The 20,544-nt window shown below is 65.0% G+C and carries 17 protein-coding genes; 8 read left to right on the top strand and 9 right to left on the bottom strand.

The features are described from left to right. From FS845_RS11350 to flhD, 8 genes are all read right to left on the bottom strand, one after another. The coding region (locus FS845_RS11350) for a Tar ligand binding domain-containing protein (protein ID WP_144634522.1) at positions 1-1,378 on the bottom strand (1,378 nt) is incomplete at its 3' end. Positions 1,379-1,460: 82 nt separating this feature from the next. After that, positions 1,461-1,961, bottom strand: coding sequence for a chemotaxis protein CheW (gene cheW, locus FS845_RS11345; protein WP_144634519.1), 501 nt, complete (start codon positions 1,959-1,961; stop codon positions 1,461-1,463). A 12-nt stretch (positions 1,962-1,973) separates the two neighbouring features. Then, the gene (cheA, locus tag FS845_RS11340) at positions 1,974-4,100 is read right to left on the bottom strand and encodes a chemotaxis protein CheA (protein WP_144634516.1); all 2,127 of its coding nucleotides are present in this window, start codon (positions 4,098-4,100) and stop codon (positions 1,974-1,976) included. Positions 4,101-4,128: 28 nt separating this feature from the next. After that, on the bottom strand, positions 4,129-4,509 hold the full coding sequence (locus FS845_RS11335) for a response regulator (protein ID WP_144634513.1): 381 nt from the start codon (positions 4,507-4,509) through the stop codon (positions 4,129-4,131). 8 nt (positions 4,510-4,517) lie between these two features. Continuing rightward, positions 4,518-5,462 (bottom strand): flagellar motor protein MotB, encoded by a 945-nt coding sequence (gene motB / locus FS845_RS11330; protein ID WP_144634510.1) that lies wholly within the window; start codon positions 5,460-5,462, stop codon positions 4,518-4,520. Between the two features lie 16 nt (positions 5,463-5,478). Next, complete coding sequence (gene motA, locus FS845_RS11325) at positions 5,479-6,351, bottom strand: flagellar motor stator protein MotA (protein ID WP_144634507.1); 873 nt, start codon at positions 6,349-6,351, stop codon at positions 5,479-5,481. Positions 6,352-6,477: 126 nt separating this feature from the next. Further along, positions 6,478-7,053, bottom strand: a complete 576-nt coding sequence (flhC, locus tag FS845_RS11320; RefSeq protein ID WP_144634504.1) for a flagellar transcriptional regulator FlhC — start codon at positions 7,051-7,053, stop codon at positions 6,478-6,480. Positions 7,054-7,065: 12 nt separating this feature from the next. Next, complete coding sequence (gene flhD, locus FS845_RS11315; RefSeq protein WP_144634501.1) at positions 7,066-7,389, bottom strand: flagellar transcriptional regulator FlhD; 324 nt, start codon at positions 7,387-7,389, stop codon at positions 7,066-7,068. Between the two features lie 414 nt (positions 7,390-7,803). Here flhD and FS845_RS11310 point away from each other — a divergent pair, with 414 nt between their 5' ends. From FS845_RS11310 to FS845_RS11275, 8 genes are all read left to right on the top strand, one after another. Beyond that, positions 7,804-8,544, top strand: a complete 741-nt coding sequence (locus FS845_RS11310; RefSeq protein WP_144634498.1) for an RNA polymerase sigma factor FliA — start codon at positions 7,804-7,806, stop codon at positions 8,542-8,544. Between the two features lie 275 nt (positions 8,545-8,819). Then, complete coding sequence (locus FS845_RS11305) at positions 8,820-9,929, top strand: FliC/FljB family flagellin (RefSeq protein WP_144634495.1); 1,110 nt, start codon at positions 8,820-8,822, stop codon at positions 9,927-9,929. Positions 9,930-10,133: 204 nt separating this feature from the next. After that, entirely contained in the window at positions 10,134-14,936 is a 4,803-nt protein-coding gene (locus FS845_RS11300; RefSeq protein ID WP_144634492.1) for a TDP-N-acetylfucosamine:lipid II N-acetylfucosaminyltransferase, read from the top strand. 61 nt (positions 14,937-14,997) lie between these two features. Further along, positions 14,998-15,711: a WbqC family protein gene (locus tag FS845_RS11295; RefSeq protein WP_144634489.1), complete on the top strand. Its 714-nt coding sequence runs from the start codon at positions 14,998-15,000 to the stop codon at positions 15,709-15,711. Next, the gene (gene rffA, locus FS845_RS11290; RefSeq protein WP_144634487.1) at positions 15,708-16,880 is read left to right on the top strand and encodes a dTDP-4-amino-4,6-dideoxygalactose transaminase; all 1,173 of its coding nucleotides are present in this window, start codon (positions 15,708-15,710) and stop codon (positions 16,878-16,880) included. The genes FS845_RS11295 and rffA overlap by 4 nt, the downstream gene beginning before the upstream one ends. A 44-nt stretch (positions 16,881-16,924) precedes the next feature. Further along, on the top strand, positions 16,925-17,695 hold the full coding sequence (locus tag FS845_RS11285) for a class I SAM-dependent methyltransferase (protein ID WP_144634484.1): 771 nt from the start codon (positions 16,925-16,927) through the stop codon (positions 17,693-17,695). A gap of 39 nt (positions 17,696-17,734) precedes the next feature. Next, positions 17,735-19,183 carry an NAD(P)/FAD-dependent oxidoreductase gene (locus FS845_RS11280; RefSeq protein WP_144634479.1) on the top strand — a complete coding sequence of 483 codons (1,449 nt, stop codon included), beginning with the start codon at positions 17,735-17,737 and terminating at the stop codon, positions 19,181-19,183. 57 nt (positions 19,184-19,240) lie between these two features. Next, positions 19,241-19,438, top strand: a complete 198-nt coding sequence (locus tag FS845_RS11275) for a YjfB family protein (protein ID WP_144634476.1) — start codon at positions 19,241-19,243, stop codon at positions 19,436-19,438. A gap of 78 nt (positions 19,439-19,516) precedes the next feature. Here the strand turns inward: FS845_RS11275 and FS845_RS11270 are convergent, their stop codons facing one another. After that, positions 19,517-20,365 (bottom strand): EcsC family protein, encoded by an 849-nt coding sequence (locus FS845_RS11270; protein ID WP_260986240.1) that lies wholly within the window; start codon positions 20,363-20,365, stop codon positions 19,517-19,519. Between the last annotated feature and the right edge of the window lie 179 nt (positions 20,366-20,544).

Below are 20,544 nucleotides of genomic sequence, written 5' to 3'. Positions count from 1 at the left end.
CCAGGATGTTCGTCTGGAACGCGATGCCGTCGATCACCGACACGATCTCGGAAATCTTGCGCGAGCTCGCCGAGATGCCTTCCATGGTGCTCACCACTTCCGACACCGCGGAACCGCCACGCTCGGCCACCTGGGACGCGCTGGCCGCCAGTTGATTTGCCTGGCGCGCGTTGTCGGCGTTCTGCTTCACGGTCGAGGCCAGCTGCTCCATGGACGCCGCGGTCTCTTCCAGCGAGGCTGCCTGCTGCTCGGTGCGGCTGGACAGGTCGGTGTTGCCCGCGGAGATCTCCTGGGCACCGACATTGATCTCGTCCACGCCGCGGCGCACCGTGCCGACGGTGCGCGTCAGGCTCTCCTGCATGCGCTTGAGCGCGGCGAACAGCTGGCCGATCTCGTTGTTGCTGCGCATCTCGATGCGCGTGGCCAGGTCGCCCGCGGCGATGCGGTCGAACTGGATGCCGGCGTCCTTCAGCGGACGCAGCACGCGCCCACGCAGGAACAGGTAGGTCATGAAGACCAGCACTGCGGCCACGAACGCACCCAGCGCCACGGCGCCCAGGATGTAGCGGTAACGAAGCTCGGCCATGTTGTAGGCCTCTTCGAGCTGGTTGGCGCGCCAGGTGTCGAACGCTTCGACGGAACGCTGGAAGCGGGCTTCCGGCGCATCCAGCGCGCCCTCGACCTGCTTGGCATAGCCCGCCAGGTCGCCCTTCTGCAGCGACGCCACGACGGGCGCGATGCCTTGCTGGGCCAGCGCGCGGTAGGCTTGCTCGAACTCGGCCAGCACTGCCTGCGAGCCTTCCGTCTTGGGCAAGGCCTGGTAACGCTCGAATTCGGTCTGCGCGCGGGTCAGGCTGGCCTGGGCGCGTTGCGCCATGGCCGCGGCCTGGCCGGCGATGCCCGGGGGCAGCGTCGGCACGACGGCGGCGGGAACGGCAATGGGCGCGGGCGCGGCGACGGGCGCCGGCGCCGGTGCGGCCGTGCCGGCATCGCCGGCGGCCTGCGCCGCGGAAGCAGCCGCCTGGACGGCCTGGGTCGCCTGCGCGGCAAGCGCCGCGGTGGCGGCGTTGGCGGCATCGACCGCGGTCTTGGTCTGCGCAACCTGGGCGGTCCGCGCGGCTTCGAGGGCCTGCACCGTAACCCCATAGTGCGCCACCGCGCCACGGCTCAGGGCGATGACCGCGTCCTTGGTGCGGTCGACCACCCGCCCCATGGCGCCGTCGACGTCCTCGGTGCGCTTGAGCGCGGCGGTCGTCTCGTTGCCCAGGTGCAGCGAGAACACGCCCAGCACCGCGCCGACCACCAGCAGGAAGGAGAAAAAGCCCAGCACCCCGAGCAGGCTGCTGCGGATAGACAGGTTTGCCAAAGTATTGCGCATGATGTTCATCAGTCCCGGACCGCGTTCGCTGCCATGCGCCGGGCGCGGGGGGCAGTGCGCCCCGTCCCTTGCGCGTATGGGCTCAGGAAGCCACTTTCTCGACCAGCGCCATTTCGTCGCTGGTCATCAGGCGCTCGATGTCCACGAGGATCAGCATGCGTTCGTCCACGGTGCCCAGGCCGGTCAGGTACTCGGTGGACAGCGTGGCGCCGAACTCCGGCGCCGGGCGGATCTGGCCCGCGTTCAGCATCAGCACGTCCGACACGCCGTCGACCACGATGCCGACCACGCGGCGATCCAGGTTCAGGATGATGACGACAGTCTGTTCGTTGTATTCGACGCTGCCCAGGTTGAACTTGATGCGCAGGTCGACGATGGGAACGATGATGCCGCGCAGGTTCGTCACGCCCTTGATGAAGGGCGGCACGTTGGCGATGCGCGTGACCCCGCCGGCGTCATAGCCGCGGATTTCCTGCACCTTGAGGATGTCGATTCCGTACTCTTCCTCGCCCAGCGTGAACACCAGGAATTCGCTGCCCTGGTCTTCGACGCGCGTCGCCTGGGTTTGCGGTTTGGCTGCCATGGTCTTGCTCCCTCAATTCAGGATGGCTTCGGGCTGGGCCCATTTCTCGCGATTGGCCCGCGCCAGTGCGAATACGTCGACGATCAGCGCCACGCTGCCGTCGCCAAGAATGGTGGCTGCCGAGATGCCCGGCACCTTGCGGTAGTTGGCTTCGAGGTTCTTCACCACGACCTGGTGCTGGCCGACCAGGTGGTCAACCAGCAACGCGAAGCGGCGGTCCTCGGCCTGCATGATGACCGCGATGGCCTGCGTCGGATCCGGCTGGGCACCGCCCACCGAGAAAACGCGATGCATCTCGACCAGCGGCAGGTATTCGCCGCGCACGTGCATGACCCGCTCGTTGCCCGCCACCGTGTAAAGCTGCTCTTCCGAGGGCTGCAGCGATTCGGTCACGTGGTTCAGCGGCAGGATGAAGGTTTCCTCGCCCACCCGCACCGACATGCCGTCCAGGATGGCCAGGGTCAGCGGCAGCACGATGCGCGTGGTAGTGCCCTTGCCCGTCTCGCTGGACAGCTGGACGTGCCCGCCCATGTCCTGGATGTTGCGCCGCACGACGTCCATGCCGACGCCGCGGCCCGAGATGTCGGTGATCTGCTCGGCCGTGGAGAAGCCCGGCGCGAAGATCAGTTGCCACACTTCGTCGTCGGGCATGTTCTCGTTGACGGCCATGCCCTGCGACTGCGCCTTCTTGAGAATGCGCTCGCGGTTCAGGCCGCCGCCGTCGTCGCTGACTTCGATGACGATATTGCCGCCATTGTGCTGCGCCGACAGCACCAGCTGGCCCGTGGGCTCCTTGCCGGCGGCCACGCGCTTCTCGGGCGTCTCGATGCCGTGGTCCAGGCTGTTGCGCACCAGGTGCGTCAGCGGATCGATGATGCGCTCGATCAGGCTCTTGTCCAGCTCGGTGGCGCGGCCGTAGGTCTGCAGTTCGATCTGCTTGCCCATCTTGCCGGCGATGTCGCGCACCAGGCGGGGGAAGCGGCTGAAGACATAGTCCATCGGCATCATGCGGATGGACATGACGGATTCCTGCAGGTCGCGCGCGTTGCGCTCGAGCTGCTCCATGCCGTTGAGCAGGCGGTCGTGCAGCACAGGATCCAGCGACGAGGCGGTCTGCGCCAGCATGGCCTGCGTGATCACCAGTTCGCCCACCAGGTTGATGATCTGGTCGACCTTCTCGACGCCCACGCGGATGGAGGTGGATTCCTTGTCGGCCTGCTGCGCGCTTGCCGCGCGCGGCGCGCGGGCGGCCGGCGCCGCGGTGGTCACCGCTTCCGGCGCGGCGGCTACGGCCGCGGGCGCCGCCGGCGGCGCGAGGGGCGCGGGCGCGAAACTGGCGGCGGCCTGCTCGAACTGTTCCAGCACGCCGGCATCGGTCTGCGCCGGCGCGGCTTCGTGCGTGACCGCGAGCTGGTCGGAATCGATGATGAAGCAGCAGACAGCTTCGATGTCGGCCGCCGAGCAGGTGGTTTCCACCCACACGGTGAGCGCGCCGCCGCTGCGGTCGCTGGACAGCACCTTGCCCAGGTTGCCCATTTCCTCGAGCAGCGACGCGGCGTCCTTGTCGGACACGTTGAGAATGCGCACCTTGGTGGGCAGGTCGCCAGCGGCCTGCGGCGCGACAATGGGCGCCGGGGCGGCGGAAACCGGCGCGGGCACGGGCGCCGGGGCCACGACCGCCGGCGCCGCGACGGGAGCCGGGGCAGCGGCGGGTGCCGCCACGGCGGCAGCCGCTTCGCCGTCTTCCAGGGCCAGTTGCCGCAGCACGGCGCAGATGCGCTCGAATACGGCTTCGTCGGGTTCCTCGGATGCCCGATAGGCATCCAACTGGCTCTTCAGCACGTCCTTCGTCTCCAGGAAAGTATCTACCATGTCGACGCGCAGCGCCATTTCGCCCCGCCGGATCGCGTCCAGCAGGTTTTCGAGCAAGTGGGTGGTGCCGGCCAGCTTCTGGAAGCAGCCGAACGTCGCCGCGCCACCCTTGATGGAATGCGCGGCACGGAAGATTGCATTGAGCTGCTCGATGTCGGGCGCTTGCACGTCCAGTTCGAGCAGCAGTTGCTCCATTTGGGCCAGCAGTTCGTCCGCTTCATCGAAGAAGGTTTCGTAGAACTGACTGAGATCCAGGCCAGAACTCATGACAGGTGTATACCTTATGTGAACCTGATCAATCCTGCGGCGTTTCGCCCAGCAGTTCAGCGGCCAGCTCGACCAGCACCTGCGGGTCGAGCGGCTTGTTCAGCCAGCCGCTGACGCCCAACTCGCGGGCCGCGGACTTGCTGATATCGTCTTCTTCGGTGGTGAGCACCAGCACCGGGGTATCTTGATACTGGGGCTGCTCGCGCAGGCCCTGGATCAGGCCCAGGCCGCCCATGACAGGCATGTTCCAGTCGCTGACCACCAGGTCGACCTGGCGGGTCTGGGCCAGATCCAGGGCTTCCTGGCCATTGCTGGCGGCCAGTACATTCCACCCGGCCTGCGACAGCACCGTCTTGACGATCATGCGCATGGTCGTCGAATCGTCGGCCACCAGAATCGTGGATGTCATTGTTCTTCCTATTGCTTCGCCGGCGCGGCCGCGCCGGATTGCGGAGTCAGCGCCTCCCCTACCTGCTGCGCGCTGCCGGCGGTGACGTCGGCGGCGGCGGCGTTCTCGGACTCGAGGCGGCGCTGGGTGGCCTCATTCAGCACCACCAGGCTGATGCGGCGGTTAACGGCAGCATAGGGGTCATCCTTAACCAGGCTCATGCTGGACGCCAGGCCCTGCACGCGGATGACCTTGCCCTCGTTCATGCCGCCCGCCACCAGTTCCTGGCGCGAGGCGTTGGCGCGATCGGCCGAGAGCTCCCAGTTGCTGTAGGCTCGCTCGCCGCGGGCATACTGGGTGGCATCGGTGTGGCCGGCGATGCTGACCTTGTTGGGCAGCTCGTTCAGCACGGGCCCCAGTTCGCGCAGGATGTCGCGCATGTACGGCTTGACCTCGGCGCTGCCGGTGGCGAACATCGGCCGGTTCTGGCTGTCGACGATCTGCACGCGCAGGCCTTCGGTGGTGATGTCGATCAGCAGCTGCGGGCGGAACTTCTGCAGCACCGGGCTGTTCTCGATCACGGACTCGAGCCGCTGGCGCAGGCGCTCCAGCCTGTGCCGGTCGCGCCGCTCGGCGTCGGCATTGACGGGCTGGGACTGCATGCGCGTACCCTGCGCGCGGCGCACTTCGCCCTCGTCGCGCAGGGTGTCGGGCCCGCCACCGGGAATGGCGCTGCGCTCGGCCGAATTCTTCGGGCCGCCCGCGATGGCCACGGACAGCGGCATGCGGAAGTAGTCGGCGATGCCCTTGAGTTCTTCGCGCGGCACGATGCTGATCAGCCACATGACCAGGAAGAAGGCCATCAGCGCGGTGATGAAGTCGGCGTAGGCGATCTTCCAGCTGCCGCCGTGGTGCGCCTCGCCGTGCGACTTCTTGCGCCGGATGACCACGCGGTGGTTGTTGACGGTGCTCATGGCGACGTGTCGCTAATCAGGCACGGCCCGGCGTGGCCTTGGCCTGACGCACGTGTTCTTCGAGTTCGCTGAAGGTGGGACGCACCGCCGAGAACAGCACCTTGCGGCCGAATTCGACCGCCAGCTGAGGCGGGTAGCCATTCATGCTGGCCAGCAGCGTGACCTTGATGCACTCGAGCACCTTGGTCGACTCGGCCGTGCGGCGCTCGATCTGCGACGCCAGTGGGCCCACGAAACCGTAGGACAGCAGGATCCCCAGGAACGTGCCGACCATGGCCTTGGAAATCAGGTCGCCCAGGATGGCGGGCGGCTGGTCCACGGCGGCCAGCGCCTTGATCACGCCCAGCACCGCGGCCACGATGCCGAAGGCCGGCAGGCCGTCAGCCACGGCGCGCAGCGCATGCACCGGCACCTCCTGCTCGTGCCGGTAGGTGTCGATCTCCTCGTCCATCAGCGTCTCGATCTCGAACGAGCTCATGTTGCCGCTGATCATGATGCGCAGATAGTCGGTGATGAACTCCATCAGCTTCTCGTCGCGCAGGATGCCGGGGTATTCGCTGAAGATAGGGCTGGATGACGGATCTTCGATGTGCGATTCGATTGCCATCAACCCTTCGCGCCGCGCCTTGTTCAGCAGCACGTACAGCAGCGCCATCAGCTCCATGTACACCTGCTTGCTGTAGGGCGATCCCTTCAGGGCCTTCGGCAGCGATTCCTTGACCAGCACCAACGACTTCTTGCTGTTGCCGGCGACGAAGGCGCCCAGCGCGGCGCCCGCGATCAGCACGACTTCGAACGGCTGATACAGCGCGCCCAGGTGACCGCCCATGGCCACGAAGCTGCCGACCACGGAGCCGATGACCACTAAATAACCGATAACAATCAACACATTAGGCCCCTGCCAATGTAGTCCACACAATCCCGCCGTAATGATCGCCCGCCCGTCCCGCGCCAAAAGCGCGGGTTACGGGGGGTTTTTAGGGGTTTTTGGCGTGTTTGCGCACCCTTAAGGAATTCAGGAGCGTGCCGTATCCAGGCTGGCCTTGGCCGCCGCGCCGCGCGCCTTGGCGGCGCGGGTCTTGCCGGCGCGGGGAGGCGGACGGCAGATGGCGCACACGAAATCGGACTGCGGATCGTGCGCATGGGCGATGAAATGCCCGGCGCACTGCCGGCACGCCGACAACTGCAGCATGCCGCCGTCGAAGAAACGCACGAGCATCCAGGCCCGGGTGAAGCTCAGCACCGGTTCGTCGACCGGCGCGCCGTCGGCGCTGGCATGTTCCAGGTACAGGCGGTAGGCGTCGATGACGGCCCGGATGCCCTTGCTGGACGTGCGCGTATTGAGGAAGGAGTAGACGTTGTAGAACAACGAGGAATGGATGTTCGGCAGCCAGGTCATGAACCAGTCAACCGAGAAAGGCAGCATGCCTTTGGGAGGAGAACATCCGCGAATCTCGCGATAAAGCCGTGCCAGACGATCGTGGCTGAGGCTGGTTTCGGCCTCCAGGACCTGCAAGCGGGCCCCCAGCGTGATCATCGAGCTGGCCAACAGAATCTCGTCGGCTTCCTGCGAAACGCTCTTGATTGCCATGGCGTGTGGACGTCAGGCCAGTTCTTCGACGGGCTGCTTGGCCAGCAGGATGGTGGCATGCGCTTGCTGCAGCGCGCCGCCCAGGACGTCCTGAGTGAGGGCCGACAGCAGGCTGTAGTCGTCGAAACGGAAACGGCACAGCACGGAGCTGGAGCTGGCCAGCTTCACCAGCTGGGCCGGCGACAGGCGCAGCAGGATGTCGGCGACCTCGGCGCTGAAGCCCAGGCGGAACATCGAGGCGGCATGGTCGTCGCGCAGCATGCGCTGGGCCAGCAACAGGTATGACAAATTGACTTCGCGAATATCGGCAAGCAATGAACTATCGGCTGTTTTCACTTGATTCTCCGGTGACAGACCGCCATGGAAATAGCTGGCCTCGGGCCCCACCCCCGCTCTTTGCTGCAAGGCCCTGTATGAATTTATGCGAATTGTGTCATTTCATCGCAATTTGGAAGCAATTTACCATGCAAAACGTCAGTTTTTATGACAGTCATGTCAAAACTTTGACTTTTGTCAGGTGGTCGTCAATTGTCGAAACATTGGCGTTACATGCATTACGCCACAACATCGGTAAAACAGTAAACAAGTGCTCAAAAAGTTGCGTTCTTATGGGAATGAATCGTCGCGTTTCTCCGACAATCTCACCGCAAGGCACAACTATGCGGTAGGCCGTGCAAAGCCCGCGACCTGTCGCTCGTTTGCAACGCCGCTGCCTGCGCGCCGTGCGAGCCCCCTGCAGACTTACACTGAATGCCCAATCCCGAAGACAGCCTGGTTCAATACGCTCCGTTGGTACGCAAGCTGGCCCTCCAGCTGCTTGCGCGCCTGCCGGCAAGCGTCCAGCTCGACGACCTGATCCAGGCCGGGATGATCGGACTGCTGGACGCGGTGCGCCGCTACCAGGAGAATCCCGACGCGCAGTTCGAGACCTACGCCACCGCGCGCATTCGCGGCGCCATGCTGGACGAACTGCGCAGCCAGGACTGGCTGCCGCGCAGCGTACGAAGCAAGAGCCGCCGCATCGAGACCGCCATCCAGCGCCAGGAGCAGATCCTGATGCGCCAACCCAGCGAGGCCGAGATCGCGGCCGAACTGGACGTGCCGCTGGACGAGTACCGGGAAATGCTGGCCGACGCGCAAGGCATCCAGATCCTGCACTACGAGGATTTCGGCCGCGAGGGCGAAAGCGATGGCCAGTGGTACGACGCCCCCGCGGGCGACCAGGCCACGCCGCTGGACAGCCTCTTGGCAGGCGACCTGCGCCGCGCGCTGATCCAGGCGATCGACGCCCTGCCCGAGCGCGAGAAGCTGCTGATGTCCCTGTGCTACGAACAGGGGCTGAACCTGAAAGAGATCGGCGCGGTGCTCAACGTCACCGAAGCGCGCGTGTGCCAGCTGCGCTCGCAGGCCACCGCCCGCATTCGCGCGCATCTCAAGGAACAGGCCTGGCAGAACCTGCCGTCCGACGTGCACCTGGCCCAGGTGGTCTGAAAGCGCCCGTGCCCGGCGCGCCGCCGCGGGCGCGTCCCTCCTCGCCCGTCCCATTGCCGACCGCCCCGCCCTCACGGCACCGCCGCGGGCGGCATCCGCCCCGGCCGGCGGAAGTTACAAAGCTTCCTGCAAAAAATTCCGAATTCCGCGAGCAGATGCCCTAAAGCTTGCGAACAAGACGCCGTAACCCAGGCAGCGGGTCATCAACCGATCCGTTTCGCAGGGCGGCCCCAGCTGCCCGGTTTGAAGAAGCCTTTCTCTCTTGGGAGCTATTCATGGCTGCTGTCATCAACACCAACTACCTGTCGCTGGTTGCTCAGAACAACCTGAACAAGTCGCAGTCCGCCCTGGGCTCGGCTATCGAACGCCTGTCGTCGGGCCTGCGCATCAACAGCGCCAAGGACGACGCCGCTGGTCAAGCCATCGCCAACCGCTTCACCGCCAACGTCAAGGGTCTGACCCAGGCCGCCCGTAACGCCAACGACGGCATCTCGCTGTCGCAGACGACGGAAGGCGCGCTGAACGAAATCAACAACAACCTGCAGCGCATCCGCGAACTGACCGTTCAAGCCTCCAACGGCACGAACTCGGGTTCGGACCTGGAATCGATCCAGGCTGAAATCACCCAGCGCCTGAACGAAATCACCCGCGTGTCGGAACAGACCCAGTTCAACGGCGTCAAGGTTCTGGCCAGCGAGCAGACGATGTCGATCCAGGTTGGCGCCAACGACGGCGAAACCATCGACATCAGCCTGAAGCAGATCGACGCAACGACGCTGGGTCTGGCCGACCTGAACGTCAAGAAGGGCATCGACGCCACGGCGCTGACCGCTTTCGCGGCCGGTACCGGCGCCAACGACATCAAGTCGGGCACCATCGCTGTTCAAGGCGCCAACATCACGTTCGCCGGCAACACGCAAGCTGGCGGCACCGCTGCCGTCACGTCGGCCGACCTGCAACAGTCGGCCGATGGCAAGTGGTACGTCGAAGGCAAGGACGCCGCCGGCAAGACCGCTTACTTCGCTGCCACCGTGACCACCAGCATGAACGGCGCCACCGCCGTCGCCACGGTCACCGTCGACAGCAAGGCTCTGGGCACCGCTGCCGCCACCACCAATCCGCTGGCCGCCATCGACGCCGCCCTGGCTCAAGTCGACAGCCTGCGTAGCGACCTGGGCGCGATCCAGAACCGCTTCGAATCGACCATCGCCAACCTGAACAACACGGTGACCAACCTGTCGGCCGCCCGTTCGCGTATCGAAGATTCGGACTACGCGACCGAAGTGTCGAACATGACCAAGAACCAGATCCTGCAACAGGCTGGCACCTCGGTCCTGGCCCAGGCCAACCAGGTTCCCCAGACCGTGCTGTCGCTGCTGCGCTAAGCATTCGCGATCGCCAGCCCGGAGCCTTGATGGACCGGGCAGCAGTCAAGCCCCTGCCCCGGCAGGGGCTTTTTCTTTGGCTCGCGCAGAAGCGCTCGGAAATAGGTTGACTTTGGCGTCTTACTCGGAGATTACGCACCACGCCGGCTCCGTACACTAGGCAACCTGTATCTATTCGCGTCTTCACGGTCACGGTTGCAACCCATGGCAAAACCGCCGCTCCCCCGCTCTCAAGCCAAATCCGCCGCCGCGGCCCTGCCCACCCTGCAACAGCTGGAGGCCCGCACCCTGCGGTCGCCGGAAGATGCCGAAGCGTGGAAGGCGCTGGGCAAGCACCTGCTGGACGCCGGCGAGCTGGAAGCCGCGCGCTCCGCCGTCAGGAAAGCGGGATCGTTGGCCGAAGACGACGCGGACGCCTGCCTGCTGCTGGCCCAGATCGAGCTCAAGGCGGACCGCTCGAACGACGCGCGCCGGCTGTTCCAGCACGCGATGTCGATGCGTCCGGGCTTCATCGAAGCCCAGTTCGGCCTGGCCAGCGTGGAAGCCAGCCAGGAGAACAACGAACTGGCCCTGGCGCATCTGGATGACGTGCTGGCGCAGCAGCCCAAGCAGACGGCGGCCCTGTCGCTGCGGTCTCGCGTCCTGACCAAGCTGACGCGATTCGAGGAAGCCATCGCGGCGTGCGAAACGCTGATCCGCCTGGATCCGCGCAACGCGTCCGTCTACCTCATCGACCTGGGCAACATCCAGCGCGACCTCAGCCAGTTCGAGGAAGCGGAGCGCTGCTACCGCCGCTCGGCGATGCTGTCTCCCGCGCACCGTCCCGCGGCGCTGTCGAACCTGTTGACGCTGCTGCACTACATGCCGAACAAGAGTGCGGACGACATACTCGAGGTGTGCAAGGAATGGGGCGCGCTGTTCACCCGCAAGGAACCGATCCAACGCCCGCGCCCAGGCGACCGCTCCCCGCAGCGCATCATCCGCGTGGGCATGTTCTCGGACGGTTTCCGCCAGCACCCCGTGGGCGCCATGACGCTGACGGCGCTCGAGGAACTGCGCAAGTACGGCATCGAGATCTATGCCTACACCAGCAGTCCCATCGTCGACAGCCTGACGCAGCGCATGATCACGCTGGCGCAGAAATGGCTGCCGATCTCGCGCCTGAACGACATGGAGTTCGCGAACCAGCTGCTGGAAGACGGCATCGACATCCTGATCGACCTGTCGGGCCACAACGCCGGCACGCGGATGCCCACCATCGCCCTGGAGCCCGCGCCCATCATCATCAAATGGGTCGGCGGGCTGATCAACACCACGGGTGCCAAGGCGTTCGACTACCTGATCACCGACAGCGTCGAATCGCCGCCCGGCAGCGATGCGATGTATACGGAAAAGCTCATCCGCATGCCGGATGACTACATCTGCTACCTCCCGCCCGCGCGCATACCCGACGTCGGCCCCCTGCCGGCATTGAAGAACGGCTACGTCACCTTCGGCTGCTTCAACAACCCGACCAAGCTCAACGACGTGCTGCTGGCGCAATGGGCGGCGCTGATGCAGGCCGTGCCCGATTCCCGGCTGTACCTGCGCAGCGGCTCGCTCGGCGTTCCGGCGCGGCAGAAATACATCCTGGACCTGATGGCCAGCCACGGCATCGCCGCCGAACGCATCCGGCTCGAGGGCCGCTGCGGGCACTACCAGCTGTTCGAGTGCTACAACGAGGTCGACATCGCGCTGGATCCCTGGCCGTACTCGGGCGGCCTGACCACGTGCGAAGCCCTGCTGATGGGCGTGCCAGTGATCACGCTGCCCGGCCCGACCTTCGCCGGCCGGCATTCCGCGACGCACCTGGCCAACGTCGGCATGCCCGAGCTGGTCACGGAAGACTGGGCGCAATACGTGGCCCGCGCGCAGGAGTTGGCCTCCAACCTCGACACGCTGTCCGTCATCCGGTCGCACCTGCGCCAGATCCTGCTGGACTCGCCGGTCTGCAATGCCCCGAAATTCGGCCGTCACCTGGCCGACGCCCTGCGCGCGGTCTGGCAGCGGTATTGCGAGGACAAGCCGCAAGCCGCGCTGGCGTTCACCGCGGACGGCCAGCCTTGGTTCGAGGATGACGACGCGCCGACGAGCGTGCAGCATCCCGAAGTGCGCGACGACTCGTTCAGCTTCTCGTTCAAGGGTAAGATCGTCACGCTGGATCACGGCGGCGCGCTGACGCTGAACCAGAGATTCCAGAGCCTGCGCCAGTTGCAAACCCTGTCGACGATCGCCATCGACCCCGCGGGCAACATCCGCACGGCGGAACAGCTCAAGGCGTCCCGCCACCTGGATCATTACCATTCGAACGTCGCACTGGGCGACGGCACGCCCGCCACCCTGTATGCCTGCCTGGATCCCGCATATACCGGCACGCTCGAACCCCTGCCCGCCGAACGGCAACTGCCCAAGTTCCGCCAGCCGACCAGCGTGCTGGCCAAGCTGCCCATCTCCACCCAACGGCTGGATGGCATCGAAGGCCTGCAGCGCATCGAATGGCTGGTGCTGGACGGCGCGAACGACAACCGCAAGGTGCTGGAAGGCGCGCAACGCCTGTTGACCACCGTGCTGCTGGTCCAGATCCGCACGCTGTTTGTCGACCTGTACCACGACCAGACCGACCTGGGCGAGCTGGGTAGGCTTCTGGCCGGATCGGGCCTGCGCCTGCTGCGCCTTGACGATGCCAGGTACGAACACTATTTCCCCGAAGCGGAGATGGCCGAGCGGTCGGACAGCACCGGCGCCGAGCTGGTGACCGCGGACGCGATCTTCATCCCCGACGACGCGCGCCTGAAGACGCTGGACGACAACCAGCGCCTGAAACTGGCGTTCCTGCTGCACTCGGCCTACGGCCTGCAGGATCTGGCCTTCAGCATCCTGGCGCTCAATGACGAGGACGTCTCCCAGCGCTACCTGAAGGCGGGCGGATGGCTGAACCAGCCTCAACCGACCCAGGCGCCCGCCCCGCAACGGCAGGCCGTGGCCGCACCCGCCGCGCCCGCTTCCGCGCAGGGGCATGCCGGCATCGCCAGCGCGGCGCCCTACGTGGCCAGCGGCCGCGCCATCGCGCCGGCCTCGACATCCAAATACATCCACGTCGTCGACATCGGCGCCAACCCCATCGACGGCGACCCGCCCTACAAGAAACTGCTGAAGGAAGGCAAAGTCCATCTGGTGGGCTTCGAGCCGCAGCGCGAAGCGCTGCAGCAACTGAATCGGCAGAAAGGCAAGCACGAGTCCTACCTGCCGTACGCGGTCGGTTCGGGAAGCGAAGTCACGCTGTACCTGTGCCGCGCGCCGGGGATGACGTCCACCTTGCGCCCGAACTTCAAGGTGCTGGATCACTTCCAGGGCTATCCGGTGTGGGGCGAGATCCTGCGCGAAGAACGCATGCCCACGGTCCGGCTGGACGACGTCCAGGAGATCGAGAGCATCGACTGGCTCAAGATCGACATCCAGGGCGGCGAACTGACGGTGTTCAAGCACGGCGAAGCCAAGCTTGCGAATACCCTGGTCATCCAGACCGAGGTCAACTTCATCCAGCTGTACGAGAACCAGCCGCTGTTCGCCGAGATCGACCAGTGGATGCGCGCGCGCGGCTTCATGCTGCACACGCTGCTGGAAGAACGCCGCCGCCTTTATGCGCCGTATGTGCACAAGGGCCAGATCCACCAGGGCCTGAACCAGCTGACGACGGCCGACGCCGTGTACGTACGCGACATCAATTCGCTGCACACCCTGACGGCGCTGCAACGCGAAAAGATGGCGACCATCCTGCAGGAGGCCTACGGCAGCCTGGACCTGGCGCAGAAGATCCGCAAGATCAAGGGGGAACCCAGCCCCGCCGGGCAGGAGGTTGCGCCGATCCTGTCTCAGGCCGGCCGCAAGCGTTTCGTGCACCTCGGCTACAACAACGTGCACACGCAGAAGTTCGTAGCGATGCTCGAGAGCGGCGCGCTGGGCGACGAGTTCACGCACCAGATCCTGATCGAACAGAACCGTTCGGTCGCGGATTACGACAACGACCTCAGCCGCTGCCCGAACGCGTCGTTCTTCGACCAGCGCAAGGACATGGACGCGGTGCTGCGCAACCTGATGGCGCCCGACGTCGCCGGCATCTTCATCCACGGCCTGTTCTTCGACTGGCAGAAGCAGCTGATCAAGCAGGTTGGCCCGCACAAGAAGGTGACGTGGTTCCTGTGGGGCGGCGACCTCTATCTGCCGATCCGCATGGGCGCGCCGTTCCACGACGTGGCCCAGCACATCCATGCCATCGCGTCGGACGTCGATGGGGATTACAAGCTGTTCTGCGATACCTACGGCACGAAGCCGAGGATCCGTTTCGCGTATCCCACCGACACCGATTTCACGGAAGTCGCCATTCCGGCCTGCAAGTCGAAGACGATCTTCGTCGGCAACAGCGGCGATCCCGGTAACTGCCATATCGAAATCCTGACGAACCTGGCAAAGAAGCGCGACATCGACGACTACCGGATCGTGATCCCGGTTTCGTACAACTATCCCGACCAATACGCGCAGCAACTCGAGTCGTACATCAAGACTTCCGGGCTGGCGCCGCAGATCGAACTGCTGACCACTTACATGGCGCCGCAGGATTACCACGCCCGCGTCGCCGACGCGGAGCTGTTCGTCACGGCCCATCATCGTTCGCAGGCCTACGGCAATCTGATCGCGGCAATGTACTTCGGCACCAAGTCGGTATTGCGCAAGGAAATCGACGTGAACAATGCCCGGCTGACCAATCCGAATTGGGGCTTCCTGACCGAGAACATGGGCATTGAACCGATTGATTACGCCGCTTTCTGCCAGGCCCGCAGCCTCGCGGACGTGCCCGGACTGACCGCCGAGGGCTTGAAACAGCAACAGCAGAAGATCCTGAGCTACTACGACCCCGAAACGCTGGGTGCCATGCTGCGCGCGCAGTTCCGTCTGGCGGCCGAGTTCTGACCCAACTGCCCCGCCCGCGGGCGGGGGCCCGACCCTCACGCGCATACGGCCGTAATCCGACATGAAAAAAGTGGCCATTCTCCAGTCGAACTACATCCCGTGGAAAGGATATTTCGACATCATCGCCGCCGTGGATGAGTTCATCATCTATGACGAGATGCAGTACACGCGCAGCGACTGGCGCAATCGCAACCAGATAAAGACGCCCCAGGGCGTGCAGTGGCTGACCATCCCGGTGCAGATCACCGGGCGCTTTCCCCAGCGCATCCTGGACGCCGAGATCAAGGGCACGCACTGGGCAGCCACGCACTGGAAGACGCTGGCGCAGAACTACCGCCGCTGTCCCCACTACCAGGAGATCGCCGACTGGCTGGAGCCCTTGTACCTGGCCAAGACCCATACGAACCTGTCCGCGCTCAACCGCGAGCTGCTGCAGGCCGTCTGCGACTACCTGGGCATCGCCACCCGCATCACCGCATCCACGGATTATGTGCTGGGGGAAGGCAAGACCGAGCGCCTGATAAACCTCTGCCAGCAGGCGGGCGCGCGCGAATACGTCTCGGGCCCCGCCGCCCGTGAGTACCTCGACGAATCGCTGTTCCGCCAGCATGCGATCACGTTGACCTGGTTCGATTACAGCGGCTATCCCGAGTATCCCCAGCCATGGGGCGAGTTCACTCATGGCGTCACCATCCTGGACCTGCTCTTCAATTGCGGCAAGGAAGCCGGTTCGTACATGAAATACGCTGCCCACGCCGAGGCCACCCCGTCATGAACACGGAACCCATCATCTCCTTCAACGTGCCTTACATGACCGGCCGTGAGGTGGACTTCATCATGGAAGCCAACCGCAGCCAGCGCCTGGCGGGCGATGGGCCCTTCACCAAGCGCTGCCACCGCTGGATCGAGGCCCACACGGGCACACAGCGCGCGCTACTGACGCACTCGTGCACGGCCGCGCTGGAAATGGCCGCAATCCTGCTGGACATCCAGCCCGGCGATGAGATCATCATGCCGTCGTACACCTTCGTCTCGACCGCCAACGCGTTCGTGCTGCGCGGCGGGGTGCCGGTGTTCGTCGACGTCCGCCCGGACACGCTCAATCTGGACGAACGCCTGATCGAGGACGCGATCACCGCCCGCACCCGTGCGATCGCCGTCGTGCATTACGCCGGCATCGGTTGCGACATGGATGCCATCATGGCCATCGCGCGCCGGCACGGACTGAAGGTCGTGGAAGATGCCGCGCAAGGTGTGATGTCCCACTACAAAGGCCGCGCGCTGGGCAGCATCGGCGACATCGGCGCCTTCAGCTTCCATGAGACCAAGAACGTGATCTCCGGCGAAGGCGGAGCGCTGCTGGTCAACGATCCGCAACTGGCCCTCCGCGCCGAGATCGTGCGCGAGAAAGGCACGGACCGCAGCCGCTTTTTCCGCGGCGAGGTCGACAAGTACACGTGGCAGGAAGCCGGCTCGTCGTTCCTGCCAGGCGAACTGACCGCCGCATTCCTGTGGGCGCAGCTCGAACAGGCTCAGGCCATCACCGACGAACGTCTTGCGTGCTGGCACCGCTACCACGAACTGTTGGCGCCACTGGAGGCAAGCGGCCTGCTGCGCCGTCCGACGGTCCCTGCCGACTGCGGCCAGAACGCCCATATGTACTACGTGCTGCTGCCCGAGGAGGTCGACCGCCAGTTCGTGCTGGACAATCTGAAGCACAACGGGGTCCAGGCCGTGTTCCATTACGTGCCGCTGCACAGTTCGCCCGGCGGCCAGCGCTACGGCCGCGCACACGGCAGCATGATCCACACCGACACCCTGTCCGCCCGCCTGGTTCGCCTGCCCTTGTGGCACGGCCTGCAGGCGGCACAGCAGCAGCGTGTCGTCGAGACCCTCTTCCAGGCGCTACAGGCCGCGTTGCGCAACGACCGCAAGTACGCCTGAAATCCACCCATTCAATCGAACCAAGATCGGCACACGGTGTCCAGATGAGCGAAAAACACGAATCCGCGGTAATCACCTTCTCCAGCCAGGACAGCTTCCAGGCACGCAAGGACATCTTCGAACGCATGAAGACCTACGACGCATCCGAAGAGGAGAAAGAGCGCTCGCTAGGCCTGTTTCTGCGCGGGTCGTTGCTGGCGCGTCTGCTGGCGATCACCGACATCTACAAGCAGATCCTCGACATTCCCGGCGCGATCTTCGACATCGGCACCTGGCGCGGCCAGACGGCCGTGCTGTGCGAAAACCTGCGCGCCATCTACGAACCGCTGCACTTCAACCGCCGCATCGTGTGCTTCGACACGTTCGAAGGCTACAAGGGCTTCTCGGACAAGGACAAGGCGACCGAGCTGCACGGCGAAGGCACTTACTCCCTCAGCGGCCACGACTACGCGCAATGGCTGCGCGAGATGCTGGTGCTGCACGAGAAGAGCAACGCGATGGGCCACGTCAACGGCAAGCACAAGGTGATCGCCGGCGACTGCCGCCAGACGATCCCCCAGTTCTTCTCCGACAGTCCGGGTGAATTGGTATCGCTGGCCTTCTTCGATGTCAGCGCGTACACGCCCACCCTGGAGGCATTCGAGCAGGTCTGGGCACGCATGCCCTCCGGCGGCATCGTCGCGTTCTGGCAACTGACCCGCGATGTGATCCCCGCCGAAGGCATGGTGTACGCCGAGAAGATCCTGGGCAACTATGCCCACCGCGTGCGCCGCACGGCCACCTACCCTGGCCTGTGCTACCTGGTCAAGGAATGAGTCTCGCTGCTCTCGTCTGAAGTTCTCAAGGGACTGCATATGCACACCGTTGTCATCGGAAACGGCATCGTAGGTTTGACCGCCGCATTCCGCCTGGCGCAGCGCGCCGGCTCGCAAGATCGCGTCACGATCATCGGCCGCAACAGCCGCCTGTGTTCCGCCTCGCTGGCGGCCGGCGCCATGCTGAATTCGTTTGCCGAGATCGAGAAAGGCGCGCTGGAAAGCGAGCTGGACCGTTTCCGCTTCGACTTGAGCCAGCAGGCGGCCAGGATGTGGCCCGCGTTCGAACGCGAGCTGCTGGACGCCTGCGCGGACCACCTGCCCGAGGCGCGCCGGCCCAGTCCCGGCCTGCCGCACGGCAGCGGCGGCCTGGATCTCGGTACCTACGTGATCAACAATACGGCCGCGGACGACCTGGACGACGAGAACTTCGATGCCATCATTGCGGCGCTGAAGGACTACGACGAGCCGCACCAGCTGGTCGCGCCTTCCGACATCCCCAACTACCATCCCGAGCAGCGCCAGCGCGCCACGCGCGCGGTATTCATTCCGAACGAGGGCTGGTTGAATCCTCGCGTGACGGTCCAGACACTGGAAGCGGCGCTGGGGCAGTTCCCGCAGGTGCAATTTGTGGATGACGCGGTCGAGCGTCTCGAAGGCAGCGCGAGCGGCGTGAAGACTGTGCTGCTGGAAAGCGGCGCGCGCGTGGATGCGGATCATTTCGTGCTCTCCAACGGCGCCAACGCCGGCAGCTTGCTGAAGAAAAGCGAGCTGGGCATCACGATGCAGCCCACCTTCTATGGCGTGGGCGTATCCATCGAGATCCGCAGTCCGGACTATCCGCACACCAACGTGGTGCGCACCCCCAACCGGGGCCTGGCCTGCGGCATCTATACGATTCCGTACTTCAACGGGGCGGACCAGCGCGACCACCTGCTGATCGGCGCCAGCAACTTCATGTCGCCCGTGCCGTACGAGCACGGACGGCTGACCAGCGTGGAACACATCATGCGTTCGGCGATGGAGCAGATCAACCGCAATTTCTATCGCGCGGACCTGATACGCGTCAACGTGGGCTGGCGTCCCACCAGCCAGGACACCTATCCGCTGGTCGGACGCAGCTCGATCGCCAACCTGATCATCGCCACCGGCACCAAGCGCGACGGCTTCCACCTGTCGCCGCTGCTGTCGCAGCAGATCGCGGGCCTGGTGTATGGCGAGAAGCAGGACGAGCGGCTGGAGTGGTTCAACCCCGAACGCAAGCCCATCCGCGCGCTGACTCGCGAGGCGGCGATCGAGAAGGCCATCCGCCACATGACCAACGCTGCATACCAGCACGGGTTCACCCCGTCCGCCAATCGCATGCCGGATCAGCTGCGCAGGATGTACCGCGAAGACCTGGAACGGCTGCACGACCAGGTGGGCGCCACCGACTGGGGCATCCCGCCGGAGATGATGGACATGTACCGGTACGGCCACGCGCACTGACGAGCACGAGCACCGATGGCGGCCAACGCCGTCCCACCCCCGATCAGGAGAGTCAACATGGACATCGACGTCAACAATCTGGTCTACACCACCCTGGCCATGCGCAATTCGCAAGCCCAGGACGAAGTGCAGGCCGTGCTGCTGAAGAAAGTGCTGAACTCGCAGGCCGATACCATCAACACCCTGATGCAGTCGGTGGTGGCCCCCAAGGCCGTGGACGCGGCGCTGGGCGGCAGTATCGACACCCAGGCCTGACCGCGTCGGCCGCCGCGGGCCCGCCGACCGCCCCAGCCTCGGGGCGGTCTTGTCCTGGACGCAGGGATGCTTGCCGGATCACGCCGCCGGCAGCCGCTTCCGTATGGCCTCGAATTCCTGCTTCACGGCATCGAAACCGTACTTCTTCTCCAGCCGCTTCACGATGAAATGGCCGCGCGCCATGTCCTGGTAGAAGCCCGCGAACATGACGTTGATCATCGCGCCGCTGGCCGCGCCGATCAGGGGAACGGCCTGCGCCGCGGCCTTCTCGGTGATGGCGATGCCGAAGCGGGAAGCGACCTTCTTGATCAGCAAGGCCAGCCAGGCGCCCGCCTGCGACGACGTCATCTTGCTGGTGGCCTCTTTCGACGCCACCGCCGCGAGCTCCTTCGCGATGAAGCCCACGGTTTCGGCCGTGAACACCCGCATCGCGTAGTACGTGGTTTCGGCCTGATCGTCGTCTTCGGTTTCGCCGCCCAGCGCAAAGACTTCTATGCAAGCGCGCTTGGTGTCGAGATCGCCGAGATCGAAGCCTTCGCTTCTGGCGACGTCTGCCACCGCGCGCATCAGGATGGTGGTCGACACGGGCAATTCCACCGCCAACCCCGTGAAGCCGAAGAATCCGCCCACCCCGCCGGACGCCGCCGCATAGGCCTTGTTGAGCCACGGCGAGGCCTCCTTGGGCTTGTTGTCGAGGCTCCACAAGGCCGCGTCCGCGGCCTTGCCGAGCGCGCCTTCCACCAGCCTGTGCAGGTTCTTCTCCAGGCCGGCCGGTACGTATTCCAACAGCCGTTCCAGCGGCTTGCCGACCATGGACGTGATCCTTGCGGTCAGTGTCGGCGACACCAGCAATGCCACGGCGCGCTCCAGATCGCGATGATCGGGCGTGCCCGGCGCCATGACCAGGGCTTGGGGTTCATTCTGCATGCTTGCTCCACTGCGACGACGGACGCCGAACGGCTACGTTAGCGCAAATCGATGGCGGGCCGCGGATCGTCTCCGGCCCTGGGCAAAAGGGCAAATTGACCGGAAAATCGCAAGCACCTGGACGGTTTCGATTCGGCCGGGTGGCGTGATACTGCCCTCGAAATGGGCGAAGTCCGAAC

The sequence above is a fragment of the Bordetella genomosp. 13 genome (assembly GCF_007679965.1).
Classification (GTDB): Bacteria; Pseudomonadota; Gammaproteobacteria; order Burkholderiales; family Burkholderiaceae_B; genus Bordetella.
The sequence above is the reverse complement of the archived record's forward strand: the minus strand, read 5'-3'. Positions and strand labels throughout refer to the sequence as shown.